This is a genomic window from Methylophilus sp. Leaf416 (assembly GCF_001424665.1).
Classification (GTDB): Bacteria; Pseudomonadota; Gammaproteobacteria; order Burkholderiales; family Methylophilaceae; genus Methylophilus.
The window spans coordinates 500047-518301 of record NZ_LMQS01000002.1 but is presented as its reverse complement, the minus strand read 5'-3'; the positions used below and the strand labels follow the sequence as shown (position 1 = coordinate 518301).

25 protein-coding genes are annotated in these 18255 nt (G+C 49.6%); 23 read left to right on the top strand and 2 right to left on the bottom strand.

Translation table 11 applies throughout. From position 1 onward, the window contains the following. The first annotated feature begins 97 nt into the window (after positions 1–97). The 3 genes from ASG34_RS07390 (at position 98) to ASG34_RS07380 (ending at position 2006) form a co-directional block, all read left to right on the top strand. Complete coding sequence (locus ASG34_RS07390) at positions 98–610, top strand: MarR family winged helix-turn-helix transcriptional regulator (protein ID WP_055828760.1); 513 nt, start codon at positions 98–100, stop codon at positions 608–610. A 27-nt stretch (positions 611–637) separates the two neighbouring features. After that, positions 638–1015, top strand: coding sequence for a YybH family protein (locus ASG34_RS07385; protein ID WP_055828757.1), 378 nt, complete (start codon positions 638–640; stop codon positions 1013–1015). Positions 1016–1097: 82 nt separating this feature from the next. Beyond that, positions 1098–2006, top strand: a complete 909-nt coding sequence (locus ASG34_RS07380) for a DMT family transporter (RefSeq protein WP_055828754.1) — start codon at positions 1098–1100, stop codon at positions 2004–2006. 42 nt (positions 2007–2048) lie between these two features. Here the strand turns inward: ASG34_RS07380 and ASG34_RS07375 are convergent, their stop codons facing one another. Beyond that, positions 2049–3110, bottom strand: coding sequence for a hypothetical protein (locus ASG34_RS07375; RefSeq protein WP_055828751.1), 1062 nt, complete (start codon positions 3108–3110; stop codon positions 2049–2051). A 361-nt stretch (positions 3111–3471) separates the two neighbouring features. Here ASG34_RS07375 and ASG34_RS07370 point away from each other — a divergent pair, with 361 nt between their 5' ends. From ASG34_RS07370 to xerD, 19 genes are all read left to right on the top strand, one after another. Next, the gene (locus ASG34_RS07370; RefSeq protein WP_055828748.1) at positions 3472–4200 is read left to right on the top strand and encodes a YebC/PmpR family DNA-binding transcriptional regulator; all 729 of its coding nucleotides are present in this window, start codon (positions 3472–3474) and stop codon (positions 4198–4200) included. 26 nt (positions 4201–4226) lie between these two features. Continuing rightward, positions 4227–4787 (top strand): crossover junction endodeoxyribonuclease RuvC, encoded by a 561-nt coding sequence (gene ruvC / locus ASG34_RS07365; RefSeq protein WP_055828745.1) that lies wholly within the window; start codon positions 4227–4229, stop codon positions 4785–4787. Next, positions 4784–5359 carry a Holliday junction branch migration protein RuvA gene (ruvA, locus tag ASG34_RS07360; RefSeq protein WP_055828743.1) on the top strand — a complete coding sequence of 192 codons (576 nt, stop codon included), beginning with the start codon at positions 4784–4786 and terminating at the stop codon, positions 5357–5359. Before ruvC ends, ruvA begins: the two co-directional genes overlap by 4 nt. Positions 5360–5526: 167 nt before the next feature. Continuing rightward, complete coding sequence (gene ruvB / locus ASG34_RS07355; RefSeq protein WP_055829167.1) at positions 5527–6573, top strand: Holliday junction branch migration DNA helicase RuvB; 1047 nt, start codon at positions 5527–5529, stop codon at positions 6571–6573. After that, a complete protein-coding gene (gene ybgC / locus ASG34_RS07350) occupies positions 6560–6970 on the top strand; it encodes a tol-pal system-associated acyl-CoA thioesterase (RefSeq protein ID WP_055828740.1) in 411 nt (136 codons plus the stop codon). The genes ruvB and ybgC overlap by 14 nt, the downstream gene beginning before the upstream one ends. Beyond that, positions 6967–7653, top strand: coding sequence for a protein TolQ (gene tolQ / locus ASG34_RS07345; protein WP_055828737.1), 687 nt, complete (start codon positions 6967–6969; stop codon positions 7651–7653). The genes ybgC and tolQ overlap by 4 nt, the downstream gene beginning before the upstream one ends. An 11-nt stretch (positions 7654–7664) precedes the next feature. Continuing rightward, positions 7665–8057, top strand: a complete 393-nt coding sequence (locus ASG34_RS07340; protein WP_055828735.1) for an ExbD/TolR family protein — start codon at positions 7665–7667, stop codon at positions 8055–8057. 19 nt (positions 8058–8076) lie between these two features. Then, the gene (locus ASG34_RS07335; RefSeq protein WP_055828732.1) at positions 8077–8892 is read left to right on the top strand and encodes a TonB C-terminal domain-containing protein; all 816 of its coding nucleotides are present in this window, start codon (positions 8077–8079) and stop codon (positions 8890–8892) included. 60 nt (positions 8893–8952) lie between these two features. Beyond that, entirely contained in the window at positions 8953–10299 is a 1347-nt protein-coding gene (gene tolB, locus ASG34_RS07330; RefSeq protein WP_055828730.1) for a Tol-Pal system beta propeller repeat protein TolB, read from the top strand. A gap of 44 nt (positions 10300–10343) precedes the next feature. Continuing rightward, positions 10344–10895 (top strand): peptidoglycan-associated lipoprotein Pal, encoded by a 552-nt coding sequence (gene pal, locus ASG34_RS07325; RefSeq protein WP_055828728.1) that lies wholly within the window; start codon positions 10344–10346, stop codon positions 10893–10895. A gap of 1 nt (position 10896) precedes the next feature. Continuing rightward, positions 10897–11745, top strand: coding sequence for a YbgF trimerization domain-containing protein (locus ASG34_RS07320; RefSeq protein ID WP_235559699.1), 849 nt, complete (start codon positions 10897–10899; stop codon positions 11743–11745). 82 nt (positions 11746–11827) lie between these two features. Continuing rightward, positions 11828–12469, top strand: coding sequence for a 7-carboxy-7-deazaguanine synthase QueE (queE, locus tag ASG34_RS07315; protein WP_055828725.1), 642 nt, complete (start codon positions 11828–11830; stop codon positions 12467–12469). Position 12470: 1 nt separating this feature from the next. Further along, the gene (gene queC / locus ASG34_RS07310; protein WP_235559698.1) at positions 12471–13184 is read left to right on the top strand and encodes a 7-cyano-7-deazaguanine synthase QueC; all 714 of its coding nucleotides are present in this window, start codon (positions 12471–12473) and stop codon (positions 13182–13184) included. Between the two features lie 93 nt (positions 13185–13277). Next, positions 13278–13730, top strand: a complete 453-nt coding sequence (gene rpsP, locus ASG34_RS07305) for a 30S ribosomal protein S16 (RefSeq protein ID WP_055828723.1) — start codon at positions 13278–13280, stop codon at positions 13728–13730. A 22-nt stretch (positions 13731–13752) separates the two neighbouring features. After that, positions 13753–14304 (top strand): ribosome maturation factor RimM, encoded by a 552-nt coding sequence (rimM, locus tag ASG34_RS07300; RefSeq protein ID WP_055828719.1) that lies wholly within the window; start codon positions 13753–13755, stop codon positions 14302–14304. A 60-nt stretch (positions 14305–14364) separates the two neighbouring features. Further along, positions 14365–15099: a tRNA (guanosine(37)-N1)-methyltransferase TrmD gene (gene trmD / locus ASG34_RS07295; protein WP_200934471.1), complete on the top strand. Its 735-nt coding sequence runs from the start codon at positions 14365–14367 to the stop codon at positions 15097–15099. Between the two features lie 41 nt (positions 15100–15140). Then, positions 15141–15530 (top strand): 50S ribosomal protein L19, encoded by a 390-nt coding sequence (rplS, locus tag ASG34_RS07290; RefSeq protein ID WP_055828713.1) that lies wholly within the window; start codon positions 15141–15143, stop codon positions 15528–15530. Positions 15531–15633: 103 nt separating this feature from the next. Further along, positions 15634–16113 carry a methylated-DNA--[protein]-cysteine S-methyltransferase gene (locus ASG34_RS07285; RefSeq protein WP_055828709.1) on the top strand — a complete coding sequence of 160 codons (480 nt, stop codon included), beginning with the start codon at positions 15634–15636 and terminating at the stop codon, positions 16111–16113. Positions 16114–16115: 2 nt separating this feature from the next. Continuing rightward, positions 16116–17030 carry a site-specific tyrosine recombinase XerD gene (gene xerD, locus ASG34_RS07280; protein WP_055828706.1) on the top strand — a complete coding sequence of 305 codons (915 nt, stop codon included), beginning with the start codon at positions 16116–16118 and terminating at the stop codon, positions 17028–17030. A 139-nt stretch (positions 17031–17169) separates the two neighbouring features. Here the strand turns inward: xerD and folB are convergent, their stop codons facing one another. Next, positions 17170–17520, bottom strand: a complete 351-nt coding sequence (folB, locus tag ASG34_RS07275) for a dihydroneopterin aldolase (protein WP_055828703.1) — start codon at positions 17518–17520, stop codon at positions 17170–17172. A gap of 116 nt (positions 17521–17636) precedes the next feature. Between folB and plsY the strand changes: the two genes are divergently transcribed. Then, positions 17637–18254, top strand: coding sequence for a glycerol-3-phosphate 1-O-acyltransferase PlsY (gene plsY / locus ASG34_RS07270; RefSeq protein WP_055828699.1), 618 nt, complete (start codon positions 17637–17639; stop codon positions 18252–18254). Position 18255 lies beyond the last annotated feature (1 nt).

Here is an 18255-nt window from a genome sequence, read left to right as displayed (position 1 = left end):
ATGATCACAAATATCTAAATATACACCGATGGTCGCCTGAGTAAAATCTTTCATTACGCTTGACATAATTAGGAAGCTAACTATAATGATCCTAATTATGTTGCAACTCAGAGATCTTCCTACCCAAGAAGTATTGCAGCGATTTGCTGAAAGGTATCCTGCTGCCGACGTCACTGCGATTGCCAGTTTTTTGATGTTGCTCAGGGTGGGAACCGATTTGTCGCTCGCACTAGACGCCTGTTTGACCAAACATGACTTGCTGCAAGGGCGCTGGTGGGTGCTTATTTTGCTGATGCGCGAGCAGGATTTAACGTGTGTGCCTTCTGTGCTGGCAGAAAAAATCGGGGTCACACGCGCAACCATGACCGGTTTGCTGGATGGTCTGGAACAAGGCGGATTAGTGCAGCGAATTTCTGCACCACAAGACAGGCGCAGCGTGCAGGTCAAATTGACAGCAGCTGGTCAGGCCAAGCTGGATGCGGTGATGCCGGATTATTACACTCGCTTGCGTTTATGCATGCAGGGCTTGTCGGAAAACCAGCGTAGTGATCTGCAAACTATTTTAGGCGTGATAGACCAAGGAATGTCCGCCTGGGATTTCAATCAGTAATTCATAGTATTTTTAAAGGAGTAAAAGATGGCGACTACAGTTGAGACTTTAACCACATTGAATACGCAATTTGACGCCGCATTCAATAGTAAAAACACCCAGGCAATTGCAGCATTGTATGCAGAAAACGCCATTGTACTGCCGGCACCAGCAGGCGAGCCAGTGAAAGGTCGCCAGGCAATCGCAGATTTCTTTGGTGGTTTGATCCAGGCCGGCGTCATTGAGCACGCACTGACAATGAAAGATGCAGTCGTCACAGAGTCATTGGCAACGCAAACAGGCAACTGGGCGGGCGCCATGGTCGGTGAAGATGGTGTCAAACAGCAATTTGGCGGTAATGTGCAAGTAGTTTTCCAAAAACAGGCTGACGGCCAGTGGCTGGCGGTGACGCATATCTGGAACTAATCCAATCAGGTTAATTATGCGCTGCCGGCTGGCGCTTAATTAACCTGACTCTCTCAAGCTATATTCACTACGAATAAACAGTATGGATCAATTAGTCAAACAGCGTTCTCAGGCGCTCACCGCCTTATTAGTGCTCGCCATTATCTGGGGCTATAACTGGGTGGTGATGAAAAGCGCTCTGCATTATGCGGGGCCTTTCCAGTTTGCGGCCATGCGCACCTTTTTTGGTGCGCTGGTGTTGTTTCTGGTGTTGTATGTGACACGCCGGTCCATGCGACTTACCGAGTTCCCGACCATGCTGGTATTGGGTATATTGCAGAATGTAGGATTTACCGGTGTGTTAATGTGGGCACTGGTTGAGGGCGGCGCCGGTAAAACAGCGGTGCTCACTTACACCATGCCTTTCTGGACATTATTGTTCGCGTGGCCACTATTAGGTGAGCGTGTGCATGGCTGGCAATGGCTGGCTGTGATTTCCGCCGTGCTCGGCATGATATTTATTTTTGATCCACTACATATCCGCGCCGATGCTTTCAGCATGACACTGGCAGTGATTTCCGGTATTTCCTGGTCATTGTCGGTCATCATGACTAAAAAATTGCACAGGCGTCATCCTGACCTGGATTTAATCAATCTCACCGCGTGGCCAATGTTGCTGGGCTCGTTGCCGATGATCGCGATTGCTTTCCTGGTACCTGCGCCGCCCATTATGTGGGAACCCTATTTGATAGGCGCAGTGTTGTTCAATGTGATTCTCTGTGGCGCATTCGCCTGGCTGCTATGGCTGTTTGCCCTGCAAAGGCTGCCAGCAGGTGTAGCGAGCATGGGCTCCATGCTGGCGCCGGTGATAGGCGTGATTGCAGCCTGGATACAACTTGGTGAAGTCCCGGATGCAATGGAGTCTATCGGTATGGTATTGATTGCATTTGCGCTGCTGGTGATTTCGTGGGTCACTATTCGCGAGCAGCCAAAACCTGTGAAAGCCATATAAAAAAGCCCGCACATGCGGGCTTTTTCCATTAAATGATGGCTATCAAGCCAGTTCATGCAAGCCGTTGTTGACTCCACCCAGCAGGTTGCCGAGTACTGAACCCAGGTCGCCTACAGCATGTGTTAAATCACCTACTGCATGTGTCAAGCCGGCAGTCACGGCTGGTGTTGTTGCGGTAATGTCGCCCGCCGCAGCAATCACGCCATCCAGCAAGCCATCGGTAGTTTCAAACAGTACGTCCGCAACATTCAGCACTTCCCCGGTGACACCTTGAGTCACGTCGGTAACGGTATTGACCACACCATTCACATCCAGCAAACCTGTGACATTGCCCAGCAAACCACCGACATCCACCTGGCTGGTCACATTGTCCACCACATTAGTGACGCTACCCAGCAAACCGCTTATATCAACCAGGGCGGTTGCACTATCAAGCAAATTGCCGACGGTTTCTGGAGCACCTGCTACTACACCAGAAACGGTGCCAACCACGCCACCTACTGCAGTTGTGATATCTTGTGGTGCGCCATCGCCGGCACCATTCACGAGTGCTGCGATTTCTGTGGTGACATCGGTCAACAAAGTACCCACTGTGGCGGTCGCGCCATTCACAGTAGCGCCTACAGTGGTGGCTGTCTGATCCAGAAGCGTGTTTGTGGCATGCACTACGTCACCAACGATATTGTTGACGGTACCTACAACGGCTTCAACATCTACCAGGCTGGTGGTACTTCCGACCACCTCACCAAGGGTGGTAGTTGTGTTGGCGAGCACGCCTGTAACGTCTTCCAGCAAGTCTCCGGTGCCCGCCACCACATCGCCAACCAAGGCAGTGGTGCCGTTTACCAGCGTACCTACCTCTGCGACACTATGGCCGACGGTTTGGTTAACGGTATTGATTACGCCACCTACAGTACCTGTTACTGTGTTCACTAAACCTCCCACATTTAGCAGGCTGCCGGTACTGCCGAGTAAATGGTCGACGGCGTTATCCACTGGAGTAATGACTTGCGGAAGTATGCTATTCAACTTCGCCTGGGTGCCATCAATCACATCATTGACAGTGCCAAACAATCCGAAAGTCAGGGTTTTAAGTAATGCCATACACTTCTCCTTAATTTGTTTTCTTTACTTCTCCAAGCTTTATAGCGATGTTTATCATTAATAAAACACCGCAATAAAAATCCCCTTATTAAGAATATTCAGCGTCCTTAAATACAAAGGGAAACAAATACTAACATTTCTTTATAAACAAAAAAAACCAGTTTTGCATATGTAAATGCAGAAGTTTTGGCGTTGGAAAATCAAACACTGGTGGTTTGATTTGGACTTGTGGTTATCAATATATGAAGGATTGCCCAGCATGATGATTGTGGGTGAACAATGAAAATCCGGTGCGTGCGGTGTGGTAAAATCGCCACTTTTAAGAAACAACCATTGCAGCATAGACTGATAAGGACATTACATGGCGGGACATAGTAAATGGGCCAATATCCAGCACCGTAAAGGTCGCCAGGATGCCAAACGCGGAAAAATATTCACCAAGTTAATCAAGGAAATCACGGTATCAGCCAGGCTGAGTGGTGGCGATATCGCCATGAACCCGCGCCTGCGTGCTGCCGTGGCTGCCGCTAAAGAAGAGAACATGCCTTCTGACAATATCACGCGAGCCATCAAAAAGGGCACCGGTGAGCTGGAGGGCGTGAATTACGAAGAAATCCGTTATGAAGGTTATGGCATCAACGGCGCTTCTATCATTATTGATTGCCTGACCGATAACAGGCAGCGTGCGGTGATGGATGTGCGGCATGCGCTGACCAAACATGGCGGTAACCTGGGCACGGATGGCAGCGTGGCGTTTATGTTCAAGCACTGTGGCCAGCTGGTATTTGAACCGGGGGTTTCCGAAGATGCTGTGATGGAAGCTGCCCTAGAAGCCGGTGCTGAAGATGTGATTACCGATGAAGATGGCAGTATTGAAGTCATCACCGCACCGAATGATTTTGTGACGGTAAAGGAAGCATTGGAAGCTGCGGGCCTGAAAGCAGTGATGGCACAAGTGACCATGAAACCACTCAATGAAGTGGTATTTACCGGCGACGATGCAGTGAAAATGCAAAAAATCCTCGATATGCTGGAAGACCTGGATGATGTGCAGGATGTCTATACTTCGGCAGTGATTGAAGAGAGCTAGTTGACTTTTCCAGCGGCACATCTGCCATGACCATGCAGCGTATTCTAGGCATAGATCCCGGCCTGCGCGTCACCGGTTTTGGCGTGATAGAAGCCGTTGGTGGCAAGTTGAGTTATGTCAGCAGCGGCGTGATTAAAACGGCATCTGCCAAAAAGAGTGTCGCTGGCGAAGCAGAAAAAGAAGCTTTGCCAGAGCGATTGAAGGTTATTCTGGATGGCTTGTTTGAAGTGATCGATACCTACCAGCCGACCCAGGTGGCGATTGAAAAAGTATTTGTAAATGTGAATCCGCAATCGACGTTGTTACTTGGCCAGGCGCGTGGCGCAGCGATTTCAGCAGCAGTTATTAAACAACTGTCTGTTGCGGAATATACCGCGTTACAAGTGAAACAATCTGTGGTCGGAAACGGACACGCCCAAAAAGAGCAGGTGCAGGAAATGGTCAAGCGCCTGTTAAAACTCCCTGCAAACCCAAGCCCGGACTCGGCGGATGCGCTGGCTTGTGCCATCTGCCATGCGCATGGTGGGCAAGGCCTGGGTGCACTGGCAACAACTGGACTCAGAGTCAAAAATGGAAGGTTAGTATGATTGCGCGTCTGAATGGTCGTCTGCTGGAAAAATCACCGCCGCTGATTGTGGTGGATTGTAATGGCGTAGGCTACGAAGTCGAGGTGCCTATGAGCACCTTTTATAACCTGCCTGAACTTGGCCAGCCGGTGCAATTGCTGACGCACATGGTCGTGCGTGAAGATGCGCAATTGCTATATGGTTTTGGTAGCGAGCAAGAGAAAAACACCTTCAAGCAGTTGCTTAAAGTGAATGGCATTGGTGCTAAGTCAGCGCTCTCTATTTTGAGTGGTGTCAGCGTCAATGATTTAATGCTGGCAGTCAGCCAGCAAGAAGTGGCCATGCTGACGCGTGTGCCTGGGATTGGTAAAAAAACCGCAGAGCGCTTGTTGCTGGAATTAAAAGACAAGTTTGTGGTGACCGGCTCCACTTCGGCGCAGCCGGTGGCTAAAGCGGCCACCGATGACATCCTGAATGCGCTGGTGGCGCTCGGTTACAACGAGCGCGAAGCGACAGCGACGATCAAATTGCTCGAGCCGGGTGTCGGTGTCAGTGATGGTATACGCCAGGCACTGAAATATCTTTCCAAATAATCCACAAAAACCAAACCAAGGCTCGCATCAGCGGGCGCCTGTAATAGTCAGGCGCGCCATGGTATGATGCATAAAAAATAACTTCTTAAATTAGCGGCAATGAAGTCCTGCACTGATTAAATTTGCATTGACACTATGTGTTCCATGACCTCATCACCGACCATCCCATGATAGAAACCGATCGACTTGTCGCTCCTGCCACAGTCAGCGTGCAGGAAGAAGCGCTGGAGCGAGCGCTTCGGCCGAAAGTGCTCGACGAATACGTCGGCCAGGAAAAAGCACGCGGTCAACTAGAGATTTTCATCAATGCCGCGCGCGGCCGCCAGGAAGCACTGGATCATGTATTGCTGTTCGGCCCGCCGGGGCTAGGTAAAACCACACTTGCCCATATCATCGCCAAAGAAATGGGCGTTAATCTGCGCATGACTTCTGGCCCGGTGCTTGAGCGCGCCGGTGACCTGGCAGCGCTGCTGACCAACCTCGAACCCAATGATGTGCTTTTTATTGATGAAATCCACCGCCTGAGCCCGGTGGTGGAAGAGATTCTGTATCCGGCGATGGAAGATTACCGTCTGGATATCATGATTGGTGAGGGCCCGGCGGCGCGTAGTGTGCGCCTGGATTTGCCGCCATTTACTTTGGTGGGCGCGACTACCCGTGCCGGCATGCTGACCAATCCGCTGCGGGACCGTTTCGGTATCGTCGCAAGATTAGAGTTTTACAGCCACGATGAACTGGCCAAGATTGTGGCGCGTTCAGCCAATCTGCTGGAGGTTGAAATGCAACAGGCCGGTGCTGTCGAAATCGCGCGCAGGGCGCGTGGTACACCTCGCATAGCCAATCGTCTGTTACGGCGGGTGCGCGATTACGCACAAGTAAAATCCGACGGTATAGTCACCAATGTGATTGCTGATGCTGCCTTGAAAATGCTCGATGTCGACCAGCAAGGACTGGATGTGATGGATCGCAAATTGTTACAAGCGGTGATAGAGAAATTTGGCGGTGGCCCGGTAGGCCTGGATAATCTTGCTGCCGCGATCGGCGAGGAACGCGATACGATTGAGGATGTGCTGGAGCCTTACCTGATTCAGCAAGGCTATATGATGCGCACGCCGCGTGGCCGCGTCGCAACCTTGTTAACCTACCAGCATTTTGGATTAAAAGCGCCTGCCAGCATGGTCAGCGGAGAGTTATGGCAAGATGGCGGACAGTAAACCATTTGAATTTCCCGTGCGGGTCTACTACGAAGATACGGATGCCGGCGGCGTGGTATACCACAGCCAGTATCTGAACTTTATGGAGCGTGCGCGGACTGAATGGTTGCGCGGCCTGGGTTTTGCCCAGGCCGTGTTGCGACAAAATGAGCAGGTGTTATTTGTTGTGCACAGCATGCAAATACAATTTAAGAAGCCAGCGAGGCTGGATGACGAGTTAACAATTGTTTCGCAGGTCACTGAAATGCGGCTTGGCAGTTTTAGCTGCCAGCAACAGATTTTGCGGGACGAATTGGTTTTATTAGAAGCACAGGTAAAAGTTGCCTGTGTAGACGCGGATTCATTTAAACCCACGGGTATTCCGGCCCGTATCAAAATAGCACTGGAGTCTTCATGAATGTAACAAACGATATGTCGATTTTTACCCTGGTGAGCGGGGCGAGTTTGCCCGTCCAGGTGGTCATGCTGATTTTATTGCTGACCTCGCTGGCATCCTGGTGGTATATCTTCATTAAAGTGTTTTCATTAAAGGCCGCCGCTGAAAATGTCGATCAATTTGAAGCACAATTCTGGTCTGGTGGTGACTTGAACGAGTTGTATGAGCGTATAGGCTCAGGCCGCAAGGTACCTCAAGGCATGGCCAGTATTTTCCAGGCCGGTTTAAAAGAATTTATCCGCCACAAACAGCAGAAAGATGCGCAAAAAGACGCAGAAATCAGCGATGTGATGGAAGCGACACGTCGCGCCATGCGCGCAGCGTATAACCGCGAACTCGATTACCTGGATTCGCATTTGCCTTTTCTGGCATCAGTAGGTTCAGTCAGTCCGTACATCGGTCTGTTCGGAACGGTGTGGGGCATCATGAACTCTTTCCGTGGATTATCTAATGTGGCACAAGCTACGCTGAGCCAGGTAGCGCCAGGTATTGCAGAGGCATTAGTGGCGACAGCGATTGGTTTGTTTGCTGCGATTCCAGCGGTGATTGCCTATAACCGTTTTGCAGCTAACGTAGATCGGCTGCTGGTCCGTTACGAAAGCTTTATGGAAGAATTTACCAACATTTTGCAACGTAGAGCCTGATCGGAGCGCTTATGAGCAGAACGCGTAAACGGCGCATGATGAACCAGATCAATGTTGTGCCCTACATTGATGTGACGCTGGTATTACTGGTGATTTTTATGGTGACCGCGCCGATGACTAATCCTGGCATGGTGGAATTGCCAAAAGTCGGGCAGGCCTTGAAACAAAGTGGTGACCCGATTGTGGTGACCGTTTTGAAAGAAGGCACCGTGACCATGGATGGCAAGGAGATGGAGCGGGATGACATGCTGGCATTGATCCGTCAGAAGTTATCCGAATCAGAAAAACCAGTCGTGGTTTCTGCCGATAAAAATACGCCTTATGGAGAAGTGGTTTCTGTGATGGATTTGTTGAAACAGGCACAAGTCAACCAGGTTGGTTTGCTGTTCCAGAACGAAAAATAAGCGGCAGGTCGCATATTTAATGAAAATCTCACATTCACCACAAGATCAGATATTCCGCAGACGTGCAGCGATATTGTCTGTGCTGATGCATATCGCGCTATTTCTAGCGATGGTTTTTATGATCGACTGGAAAGCCGTGCATGTGAATCCTTCGGTAATGGAGGCGACGTTATGGGATAGTTTACCCAGCAAGACGCCGCCTAAGCCTGCGCCAGAACCACCAAAGCCGGAACCGCCTAAGCCTCCTGAGCCAGAACCAGAGCCTAAGCCAAAACCACCAGAAAAAGTCACGCCGCCAGAGCCGCAAGTGAATAAAGCGGAACAAGAAGCGGAAATTGCACTCAAAAAGCGGGAAGATGAGAAAAAACAAAAGTTAGAGGAAGAGAAAAAGAAAGAAGAAGAGAAGAAAAAGCAGGAGGAGAAACTGAAGAAAATTCAGGAAGCTCTACGTAAGGAAGAAGCAGAAGAAAAGCTGAAGAAAGTGCAGGATGCCATGCGGCAGCAGGATCTGGATGCACAAGCTGCCGCGACCGGACCAGTGGATCCTTCTGTTTTAAGTTATTACGTCGGGCTTATGAATCGTAAAATCAGGAGTAACGTCAACCCTGGTCTGTGTCCGGTTTCAAATCCTCAATTGTTGTTTGACATACAATTGACCAATACTGGTGATTTATCCGGTATGCCTAAGATGGTTAAAGGTTCTGGCGACACGGTTTGTGATGATGCTGTTTTCCGCGCCATTGTGGCAGCTAAACCGTTTGATTTACCTGATGACCCGGCAGTGCGTAAAGCATTGCTGGAGTTGTTACATTTGAAATTTAAACCGCGCGGTTAGCGTCGAAATGACGTTGGCCGGGCTTTTCGCTATAATTCTTCATATAACAGGCAATTTAAAGTGAATAATATTGTAACCATGACAAGAGTTAAAAGCCGCCTGATAGATAATCGTCGGGCTTTAATCAATGCGTTTTGCGCCAGTATCCTGGTGTGGATGTTTGCAAATCCTGCTCAAGCTGCGCTTGAAATCGAGATTAGCGGTGGTAGCGCCATCCAGATTCCTATTGCAATTTTGCCATTGAACGAGCCTGCCAATGTACAAGGCAAAAGCCGTATTCATGAAATCATCAGCAATGATTTAAAAGGCAGCGGTATGTTCCGTGTGCTGAACACCAGCGGCGTGCCTTCATTGCCTACGACGGCTGCACAAATCAAATATACCGACTGGACTGCACTCAAGGCACAAGGCTTGAGCATTGGTGAAGTTCAGCAAACAGCCAATGGTAATTTGAAAATCAATGTTCAGGTGATGGACGTTTTGCGCCAAACACCTTTGTTGCAATCTACTTATACTGTTTCTCCTAGCCAATACAGGCACGTTGCGCATTTAATTGCTGACCAGATTTATGAAAAATTCACCGGCCAGCCAGGCGCTTTTGCCACACGTATCGCGTATGTGACCAAAGCAGGTAAGCGTTTTACGCTGCAGATTGCTGATTACGATGGTTTTAATGCACAAACCCTGGTGTCTTCAAATGAACCGATTATTTCACCAGCATGGGCACCTGACGGCAGCAAAATGGCCTATGTGTCTTTTGAGAAAAAGAAACCTATCGTTTTTGTCCAATCACTTTATACCGGCGAGCGCAAAGTCGTTGCCAACTTCAAGGGTAATAACAGTGCACCAGCGTGGGCCCCGGATGGCAGTAAACTGGCGGTAGTGTTGACGTATGGCGCAAACTCTCAGATTTATACTATCTCGGCTGATGGCTCAAACCTGCAACAAGTAACCAAGAGCAGCTCGATTGATACTGAGCCTGCTTTCTCTCCAGATGGCCAGTTCATTTATTTCAGTTCAGACCGTGGCGGACGCCCGCAGATATATAAAGTGCCTGCTTCGGGTGGTTCAGCTTCACGGGTGACATTTGAAGGGGGTTATAACGTGAGTCCGCGTTTTTCACCTGATGGGAAATACCTGACCTACATCCGTAATGATGGTGGTTCGTTCAAAGTTGCTGTACAAGATCTTGGTTCTGGAGACGTCAAGCTGCTAAGCACTGGCTCACAGGATGAATCCCCTAGCTTTGCACCAAATGCACGCACGATCATGTATGCAACGCGCGTGGGTGGAAAAGGCACGTTGGCGACAGTGACAGTGGATGGCCTGGTAAGGCAGCGTTTATCTGAAGCTGGTGGTGATATTCGTGAACCTGCCTGGGGACCTGCGCAAGCGGCACCCAAGTAGGTATGGATGAATTTTAGTTTTGTAACTCAATTTAAGGAGAAAGTATGAACAATAATATCTGGAAAATCGCAGCTCTCGCATTGGTATTGACTGCTTGTAAAAGCACCCCAATGAACCCGGCAAAAGTTGAAGATTCAAGCGTGACTAAGCCAATTTCAAACTCACAGAACAATGGTAATGATGGTTCTGCTGGTACTAACAAAATTGATATCAAAACAGTTGATGTTGATAGCGGCAAAGATCAGTTAAGCGCGGCTGAACTGGCTAAACGTCAAATCTTCTTTGATTACGATAGCGACGCAATCCGTTCAGAGTACAAAGAACTGGTAGCTAACCACGCCAAATATCTGGCTGCACATCCACAAACCAAAGTGGTATTGCAAGGTAACACCGATGAGCGTGGTACACATGAGTACAACCTGGCACTGGGTCAACGTCGTGCTGTAGCTGTAAAAAATGCCTTGAACGTATTGGGCGTTAGCGATAACCAGATCGAAACTGTTAGCTACGGTGAAGAGCGCTCCAAGCAGAATTGTGCTGACGACGATTGCTTCCAGCATGACCGTCGCGTAGATGTTGTTTATGCAGGCCAATAATTTGCGTAAAGCAATTTCGATTGCCTTACTGGGGCTGACTGTTTCGGCAGTCAGCCATGCGGCGTTGTTTGATGATGCTGAAGCCAGGAAACGTATTCTTGAGTTAGAGAATAAGCAGGCCTCCGAGCATGATGCGCAGCAAAAATCGATTGGTGATTTGACGCGTATCCAGCAATCTCTGGATAAAAGGGTGCAAAGCCTGGAAGCGCTGATCAATGGCAAAGGTCTGCTGGATATGCAGAACCAGCTTGAACAAATCCGGCAGGATGTTGCGCAGTTGAAGGGTGACCTCGAAGTCGTCAACCATCAATTGGAGGATATGCGCACCAAGCAAAATGCGCAGTACACCGACCTGGATACCCGTGTCAAAGGTCTTGAGTCGCTGGCACAGCAGGTTTCCGGGCAGTTAGGTGTTGCTGTGCCCGGCGCAGCCGGTAGTGATGCCAATAAGCCATCTGATGCATCCCAGCAGGAGGCACGTGCTTTTTCTGAAGCGGAGTCGCTTAACCAGGCAGGTAAATACAAAGAGGCGTTTACTGCATATGACAACTTTTTGAAAACCTACTCTGGCAGCAAATTGGCGCCCGATGCATTGTATGGCATGGGGTATACCCAGTTTGCGCTCAAGAGCTACAAATCTTCAGTGGCAACCCAGCAAAAGTTCCTGGAAAACTATGCTTCGCATCCGCTGGCGCCAAATGCCATGCTCAGTCTGGCCAATAGCCAGATTCAGTTAGGCCAGATACCAGCAGCCAAGAAGACATTAAAAGAGTTGATTGCGGCCCACCCTTCAGCAGAAGTAACACCTAGCGCGCAAAAACGCCTGAAGGTGCTTGAAAGCATTAAGTAGTAGTTTGCATGATTGAAATTGCCTAATTTCGGCGATAATAACGGGCAGATAGCAATATCTGCCCGTTTACTTTATTACTCCCATGACCACACTCAGAATTTTCGAAATCTTTTATTCTTTGCAGGGCGAAAGTTCCCGTGTCGGCTTGCCGACGGTCTTCATTCGTCTCACAGGTTGCCCGTTGCGGTGCGCGTATTGCGATACTGAATACGCGTTCAAAGGTGGCAGCAATATGACGCTGGACGAGATCATGCAGCAGGTTGAGCAGTATGGCACGCGCTATGTCTGTGTCACCGGCGGTGAGCCATTAGCACAAAAAGGCTGTGCTGATTTACTGACCAGATTGTGTGATGCCGGCTACCGGGTTTCCCTGGAAACGAGCGGTGCCATGGATTTGACGCCCGTAGATCAAAGAGTAAAAGTCATCATGGATGTGAAAACTCCGGGTTCCGGCGAAATGCTGAAAAACCGCTGGGAGAATCTGCCGTTGCTAAAAGCCGGCGATGAGGTGAAATGGGTTATCTGTAGCCGTGAAGATTATGATTGGACCAGGCAAATGATGGCCGAACAGCCGTTCCCTGCGGACTGTGATCATTTGTTCTCCCCAAGCTTTAATCAAGTGAGTGGCGAGACCCTTGCCGGCTGGATATTGCAGGACCAGTTGCATGTCAGAATGCAGCTGCAATTACATAAAATCCTTTGGGGCGAGAAGCAAGGGGTGTAAGTTGACAGACCTGAATCAACACAACAATTCAACCGGACAAAAACCCAAAGCCGTTATCTTGTTATCTGGCGGGCTGGATTCGACCACCGTGCTGGCGATTGCGCAATCTCAGGGGTACGAGTGCTATTGCCTGAGCCTGGATTATCACCAGCGGCATAATGTCGAATTGCTGGCTGCGCAACGCGTCGCCAAAGCGTTAGGCGCAGCCGAACATAAAACCGTGCAACTGGATTTATCCTTATTTGGCGGCTCCGCGCTCACCGATAATGCCATTGCCGTGCCTGAGCACGAAACGCAAGGTATCCCGGTGACCTATGTGCCGGCGCGCAATACCATCATGCTGTCATTGTCACTGGCCTGGGCAGAGGTGCTGGAAGCGCATGATATTTTTATCGGCGTGAATGCGCTCGATTATTCGGGTTACCCTGATTGCCGCGGAGAGTATGTGAAAGCATTCCAGCAAATGGCTAACCTGGCAACCAAGGCTGCCGTGGAAGGGCAGCCGATCACGGTGCATGCGCCGCTGATCGATATGACCAAAGCGGATATTATCCGCACGGGTCACGCCTTGGGCGTGGATTACGGACTGACGGTTTCATGCTATCAGGCAGATGATGCCGGGGCGGCTTGTGGGGTATGTGATTCCTGCCGGTTCCGCAAAACAGGTTTCGTACAGGCCGGTGTCAAGGATCCCACGCTCTACCGCAATACCTGATTAAGTAAGTGAAAAACACTTGCCAGTTCGCGTATTCATCAAGTATAATCCGCGCCTTTCTGCTAAGAATTCATTTTTAAGAGAACAAAGATTATGGTCGTTATTCGTTTATCACGCGGTGGTTCTAAGAAGAACCCGTTTTACAGCGTAGTTGTGGCAGATTCCCGCAACCGTCGTGACGGTCGTTTCGTAGAGCGCATCGGTTTCTACAATCCATCAGCGCGTGCTGGTGCAGAAGGCCTGCGTATCAATGAAGAGCGCGCGCAATACTGGATCGGTACCGGTGCTCAAGTGTCTGACACTGTTGCACGTCTGGTTAAATTCCACGCTAAAGGCGTTGATGGTATGGCTGCTGCCAAGGCTAAAGACGCTGCTAAAGCGGATGCTGCCAAGGCGAAAAAAGAAGCAGATGCTGCTGCTAAAGTAAAAGCTGAAGCTGACGCTGCTGCTGCAGAAGCCGCTGCCAAAGAAAAAGCTGACGCAGCCGCAAAAGCTGAAGCGGATGCCGCTGAAGCCGCAGCTGCTGAAACACCAGCTGCTGAATAATTTTTCTTACGCCTGATCTCATATGGCGTTTGAAGATATGGTTGTAATGGGGCGCATTGTCGCCCCATATGGCGTTTATGGGTGGCTGAAAGTTGTGCCCGATACTGAGTATCTGGATGGCTTGCTGGATTATGAAGCCTGGTGGATAGGCAAAGCGCCAAACTGGCGCGAATGTTCGGTTGAACAAACCAAAATCCACAACGACGTATTGCTGATCAAGCTGGCAGGCGTCGCAGACCGCGATGCTGCATTTAGCCTGAAAGGGCAGCAAATTGCGGTACCACGCGCAGCACTACCAGAACCTGACGAAGGCGAGTATTACTGGTCTGACCTGATAGGCTTGCATGTCACCAATACGCAAGGTGTCGTGTTCGGCAAAATCACCCAGGTTTTTGAAACCGGTGCCAACGATGTGCTGGTCGTGCGTGAAGACCAGCCTACCAGCGTCAAGGGTAAAGATGGTAAGTTGCATGAGGAATACCGCGAGCGGTTGATTCCTTTTACCAGCGACGCGGTACCGGATGTGAATATAAAAGCCGGTACGGTGCTGGTTGATTGGGATGCAGATTTTTAAAAGGCGTCCGAAATATTGGAAGCCCGGAATTGAAAGCCGGAAATGAAAGGCAGTCTCATGATGCAGATTGAAGTCATCAGTTTGTTTCCTGAGATGTTTACAGCACTGACAGAGCACGGCATTACCGGTCGTGCCAAACAGCGTGGTTTGTATCAGTTAAACCTGATTAATCCACGCGAATATACACAGGATGTGCATCATACGGTCGATGACAGGCCGTATGGCGGTGGCCCCGGCATGGTGATGATGGCTGAGCCGCTGGCAGCAGCGATTAAAGATGCCAAGGCAAGCTTGCAGGCAAAAGGGTTAACGCCCAGGGTGATTCATCTGTCACCACGAGGACAGCCACTCACACATGAAAAAGTGATGGCGCTCAAAGATAATCAGGGGCTGGTGTTATTAGCCAGCCGCTATGAAGGGGTAGACCAGCGAGTGCTGGAGTCACTGGTAGATGAGGAAATCTCTATCGGTGATTATGTGTTAAGCGGTGGCGAGTTACCGGCCATGGTGTTACTGGATGCGATCATCCGCCAGTTACCAAGTGCGCTAGGGGACGCTGATTCAGCTCAGGAAGATTCGTTTGTAAACGGCCTTCTGGATTACCCGCACTACACACGACCGGAAGTATTTGAAGGAATAGCGGTGCCACCGGTGTTATTGTCGGGGCACCACGCAAAGATTAGACAATGGCGGTTACAACAATCGCTGTTGCTAACAAGGGCTAAACGCCCGGATTTACTTGCCGCAAGGCAGTTGACGAAGGAAGAGGCTAGGCTACTCAAAGATGTAGAGTAGGAACGAGCTCTTTACAATTAAAAGGAACGAAAGGAAGTAACATGGCAGACATTATCAAAATGTTAGAGCAGGAAGAAATTGACCGCTTGAACAAAACTATCCCTAGCTTTGCACCAGGCGACACAGTCATCGTAGGTGTGAACGTGGTTGAAGGTACACGTAAACGTGTGCAGGCTTACGAAGGCGTAGTCATCGCCAAGCGTAACAGAGGCCTGAATTCTTCATTTATCGTACGTAAAATCTCATCAGGTGAAGGTGTAGAGCGTACATTCCAAACTTACTCCCCACAAATCGCTTCTATCGAAGTGAAGCGCCGTGGTGACGTTCGTCGCGCTAAACTGTACTACCTGCGTGAACGTTCAGGTAAATCTGCACGTATTAAAGAGAAACTGGTTGCACGCGAGAAAGAAATCGCGGCAGATAACTCTTAATTCAAGCGTTGCAGAAAAAGCCCTTCTTTTGAAGGGCTTTTTTATTGCGATATTCTTGCTATAGCTGGTTGCGCCAGGTTCAAGATTAACGTTAAATACATGCATGAAAAGTCTTGTTGATGAACTTGATGCTTTAATCCCTGCACCATTTGGTTTTGTGGGTGTACGCAGTGATGCGAAGGGCGAGATGCTTCAATTCCTGCTGCATGCCTTGCCGGTGAAATTCAGCCCTAATCCGCGTGCGCAAGCAGTTGCCGATCAAGTGGCGGCTTATCTTGAAAATCCGCACATGGCCTGGCAGCCCATTCAGTCCAGTCGTGGTACCCCTTTCCAGCAGCGAGTCTGGCAAGCCATGCGTACGATTCCTGTGGGTGAAACCTGGACCTATAGCCAATTGGCTGCAGCTGTTGGTTCCGGGCCGCGTGCCGTTGCCAACGCCTGTGGGGCCAACCCGTTGCCTTTGTTTAATCCATGCCATCGTATTGTTGCCAGTAATGGCCTGGGTGGGTTCATGCAGGTTATAGACGGAGGCCTGGAAATCAAGCGCTGGCTGTTAACGCATGAACAGCGCGCAAAAAAATAACAATGCAGCAAAAAAAACAAAGTACCGCAATAACAGCTTTTCCTGAAATTGATAGCTTCATTGATCAATTATGGCTGGAAGATGGCCTGTCACCCAACACGCTTGCAAGTTACCGCAATGACCTCAAAGGCTTTGCCGAGTGGGTCAGCAAACGCACATTGACGTTATGGGAGGTGCAATCACACCAGGTGCAGGAGTATCTGGCACATCGTTTCCCGCTGGTCAAAGTCAGGAGTATCAACCGGCTGATTGCCACCTTGCGCCGGTTTTACCGCTATGCCTTGCTGGCAAACCTGATTAAACAAGACCCGACGCTACATATAGAAGCGCCAAAAATGCCCAAGCAGTTACCCAAAACCATGAGTGAATCGCAAGTGGAAGATTTGCTGCATGCCCCGGATGTGAATACACCATTGGGTATCCGTGATCGGGCAATGCTGGAATTGTTATATGCCAGCGGCTTGCGGGTTTCTGAATTGGTCAATGTCAGTGTGGCGGAAATCAGCACACAGGATGGCGTCGTGCGTGTCACAGGTAAAGGTAGCAAGACCAGGTTGGTGCCTATGGGGCAAGAAGCTGCGGAGTGGATTGATAGATATCTGGAATATGCGCGGGCAGAAATCCTGGGCAACCGTCTCAGTGATGCCATGTTTGTCACTAACCGTGGCGCTGCAATGACACGGCACGCTTTTTGGCATTTGATCCAGCGTTATGCTTTACAGGCGGGTATTACCCAGCATATCAGCCCGCATGTATTGCGCCATGCGTTTGCGACGCATTTGCTGAATCATGGTGCGGATTTGCGGGTGGTGCAGATGTTGCTGGGGCATGCGGATATTTCTACTACGCAGATTTATACGCATGTGGCGAGGGAGAGGTTGCAGCAGTTGCATAAGATGCATCATCCGAGAGGGTAGAGGAGTTCTGATCAGGATTGTGGTTAGACCTGGGTGTTAATCTTCCGGAAGAGTTTAAATAAGTATTCTGCAGATACTCAACATTCTTTTTCCGCCTAAAAGCGACATAAAACGTTTAAAAATACTTAAATAATCAAGATTAAGCTGTCCGATAAAGCATCACCCCCAACGCCTTCAGCCCCGGCAATATTCCCGGCTTGCTCACCTTTAGCTTCACATTCTGCGCCTTGAATTCTTGCAAAACCAACTGGCAAACATGCTCCCCCAGTGCTTCCACTAACTTAAAGCTACACTCTGCTAAAGTCTCGCGAATGCGCCCTACCACCTGCCCATAATCAATGGTGTCTTCAATCGCATCACTCTGGCAGGCCTTACTAAAGTCATAACCAATTTCAATATCCAGAATCACGGTCTGTGGTACTGCCCGCTCCCAATCCGGTACACCGAGTTTGGTTTGTACTTTGACTTGTTCAAGAAAAATCGTGTCCATTACTATGCGTCCTTTGTTATTTCCGCGCGGGCCGGAATCCAGTATGATTCGGCATCATACAACATCACGCAGTGGCTGGCACAAAGCGCACTGCGCATCTCCTGAGAGTTTTAAATATGAGCGAATTTGGTTTTGGGTTTGAGCTGGAAGCAATCATCTGGGTAGTAGCGGCCTACTTAATCGGTTCGATTGCTTTTGGCATTATTGTCAGCAAATTATATAGGTTACCGGACCCGCGTTCAGTAGGTAGCGGCAATATCGGCGCGACTAATGTGGCCCGTAGCGGAAAGAAATCAGCGGCTATTTTGACCTTGTTAGGCGATGTGTTTAAAGGCTGGTTGCCAGTATGGCTGGCGTTACAGGCAGGTATGCTGATGGATGTGGTGGCCTTGGTTGGCCTGGCCGTATTCTTGGGGCATCTATACCCTATTTACCATAAATTCAAAGGCGGTAAAGGTGTAGCCACAGCGTTGGGTGTGATGATTGCGTTTTCAGGCTGGTTGGCGTTAAGTGTGGTCGCTGTATGGTTGGCGGTGTTTTTAATCAGCAGAATTTCTTCATTGTCAGCCATGGTTGCAGCCGTATTATCGCCAATTATTGCCTGGCAGTTTTTGTCGCCTTATCCGGTCTATGTGGCTGTAGTGGTGGTAATGGCGGCGTTTTTACTGATTCGCCATCAATCCAATATTGAAAAATTGCTTGCGGGCACTGAAACCCGCTTTGGTAAAAGGTAAT

What these genes read in the sequence shown, in the direction of transcription:
- ASG34_RS07340 (WP_055828735.1), top strand. Translation starts at nt 7,665, where the DNA reads ATGAGCAGAACGCGTAAACGGCGCATGATGAACCAGATCAATGTTGTG.
- ruvA (WP_055828743.1), top strand. Translation starts at nt 4,784, where the DNA reads ATGATTGCGCGTCTGAATGGTCGTCTGCTGGAAAAATCACCGCCGCTG.
- plsY (WP_055828699.1), top strand. Translation starts at nt 17,637, where the DNA reads ATGAGCGAATTTGGTTTTGGGTTTGAGCTGGAAGCAATCATCTGGGTA.
- ASG34_RS07370 (WP_055828748.1), top strand. Translation starts at nt 3,472, where the DNA reads ATGGCGGGACATAGTAAATGGGCCAATATCCAGCACCGTAAAGGTCGC.
- queE (WP_055828725.1), top strand. Translation starts at nt 11,828, where the DNA reads ATGACCACACTCAGAATTTTCGAAATCTTTTATTCTTTGCAGGGCGAA.
- trmD (WP_200934471.1), top strand. Translation starts at nt 14,365, where the DNA reads ATGCAGATTGAAGTCATCAGTTTGTTTCCTGAGATGTTTACAGCACTG.
- rimM (WP_055828719.1), top strand. Translation starts at nt 13,753, where the DNA reads ATGGCGTTTGAAGATATGGTTGTAATGGGGCGCATTGTCGCCCCATAT.
- ybgC (WP_055828740.1), top strand. Translation starts at nt 6,560, where the DNA reads ATGGCGGACAGTAAACCATTTGAATTTCCCGTGCGGGTCTACTACGAA.
- ASG34_RS07385 (WP_055828757.1), top strand. Translation starts at nt 638, where the DNA reads ATGGCGACTACAGTTGAGACTTTAACCACATTGAATACGCAATTTGAC.
- ruvC (WP_055828745.1), top strand. Translation starts at nt 4,227, where the DNA reads ATGACCATGCAGCGTATTCTAGGCATAGATCCCGGCCTGCGCGTCACC.
- ASG34_RS07335 (WP_055828732.1), top strand. Translation starts at nt 8,077, where the DNA reads ATGAAAATCTCACATTCACCACAAGATCAGATATTCCGCAGACGTGCA.
- rplS (WP_055828713.1), top strand. Translation starts at nt 15,141, where the DNA reads ATGGCAGACATTATCAAAATGTTAGAGCAGGAAGAAATTGACCGCTTG.
- pal (WP_055828728.1), top strand. Translation starts at nt 10,344, where the DNA reads ATGAACAATAATATCTGGAAAATCGCAGCTCTCGCATTGGTATTGACT.
- ASG34_RS07380 (WP_055828754.1), top strand. Translation starts at nt 1,098, where the DNA reads ATGGATCAATTAGTCAAACAGCGTTCTCAGGCGCTCACCGCCTTATTA.
- rpsP (WP_055828723.1), top strand. Translation starts at nt 13,278, where the DNA reads ATGGTCGTTATTCGTTTATCACGCGGTGGTTCTAAGAAGAACCCGTTT.
- ruvB (WP_055829167.1), top strand. Translation starts at nt 5,527, where the DNA reads ATGATAGAAACCGATCGACTTGTCGCTCCTGCCACAGTCAGCGTGCAG.
- tolQ (WP_055828737.1), top strand. Translation starts at nt 6,967, where the DNA reads ATGAATGTAACAAACGATATGTCGATTTTTACCCTGGTGAGCGGGGCG.
- xerD (WP_055828706.1), top strand. Translation starts at nt 16,116, where the DNA reads ATGCAGCAAAAAAAACAAAGTACCGCAATAACAGCTTTTCCTGAAATT.
- folB (WP_055828703.1), bottom strand. Translation starts at nt 17,520, where the DNA reads ATGGACACGATTTTTCTTGAACAAGTCAAAGTACAAACCAAACTCGGT.
- ASG34_RS07285 (WP_055828709.1), top strand. Translation starts at nt 15,634, where the DNA reads ATGAAAAGTCTTGTTGATGAACTTGATGCTTTAATCCCTGCACCATTT.
- ASG34_RS07390 (WP_055828760.1), top strand. Translation starts at nt 98, where the DNA reads ATGTTGCAACTCAGAGATCTTCCTACCCAAGAAGTATTGCAGCGATTT.
- ASG34_RS07375 (WP_055828751.1), bottom strand. Translation starts at nt 3,110, where the DNA reads ATGGCATTACTTAAAACCCTGACTTTCGGATTGTTTGGCACTGTCAAT.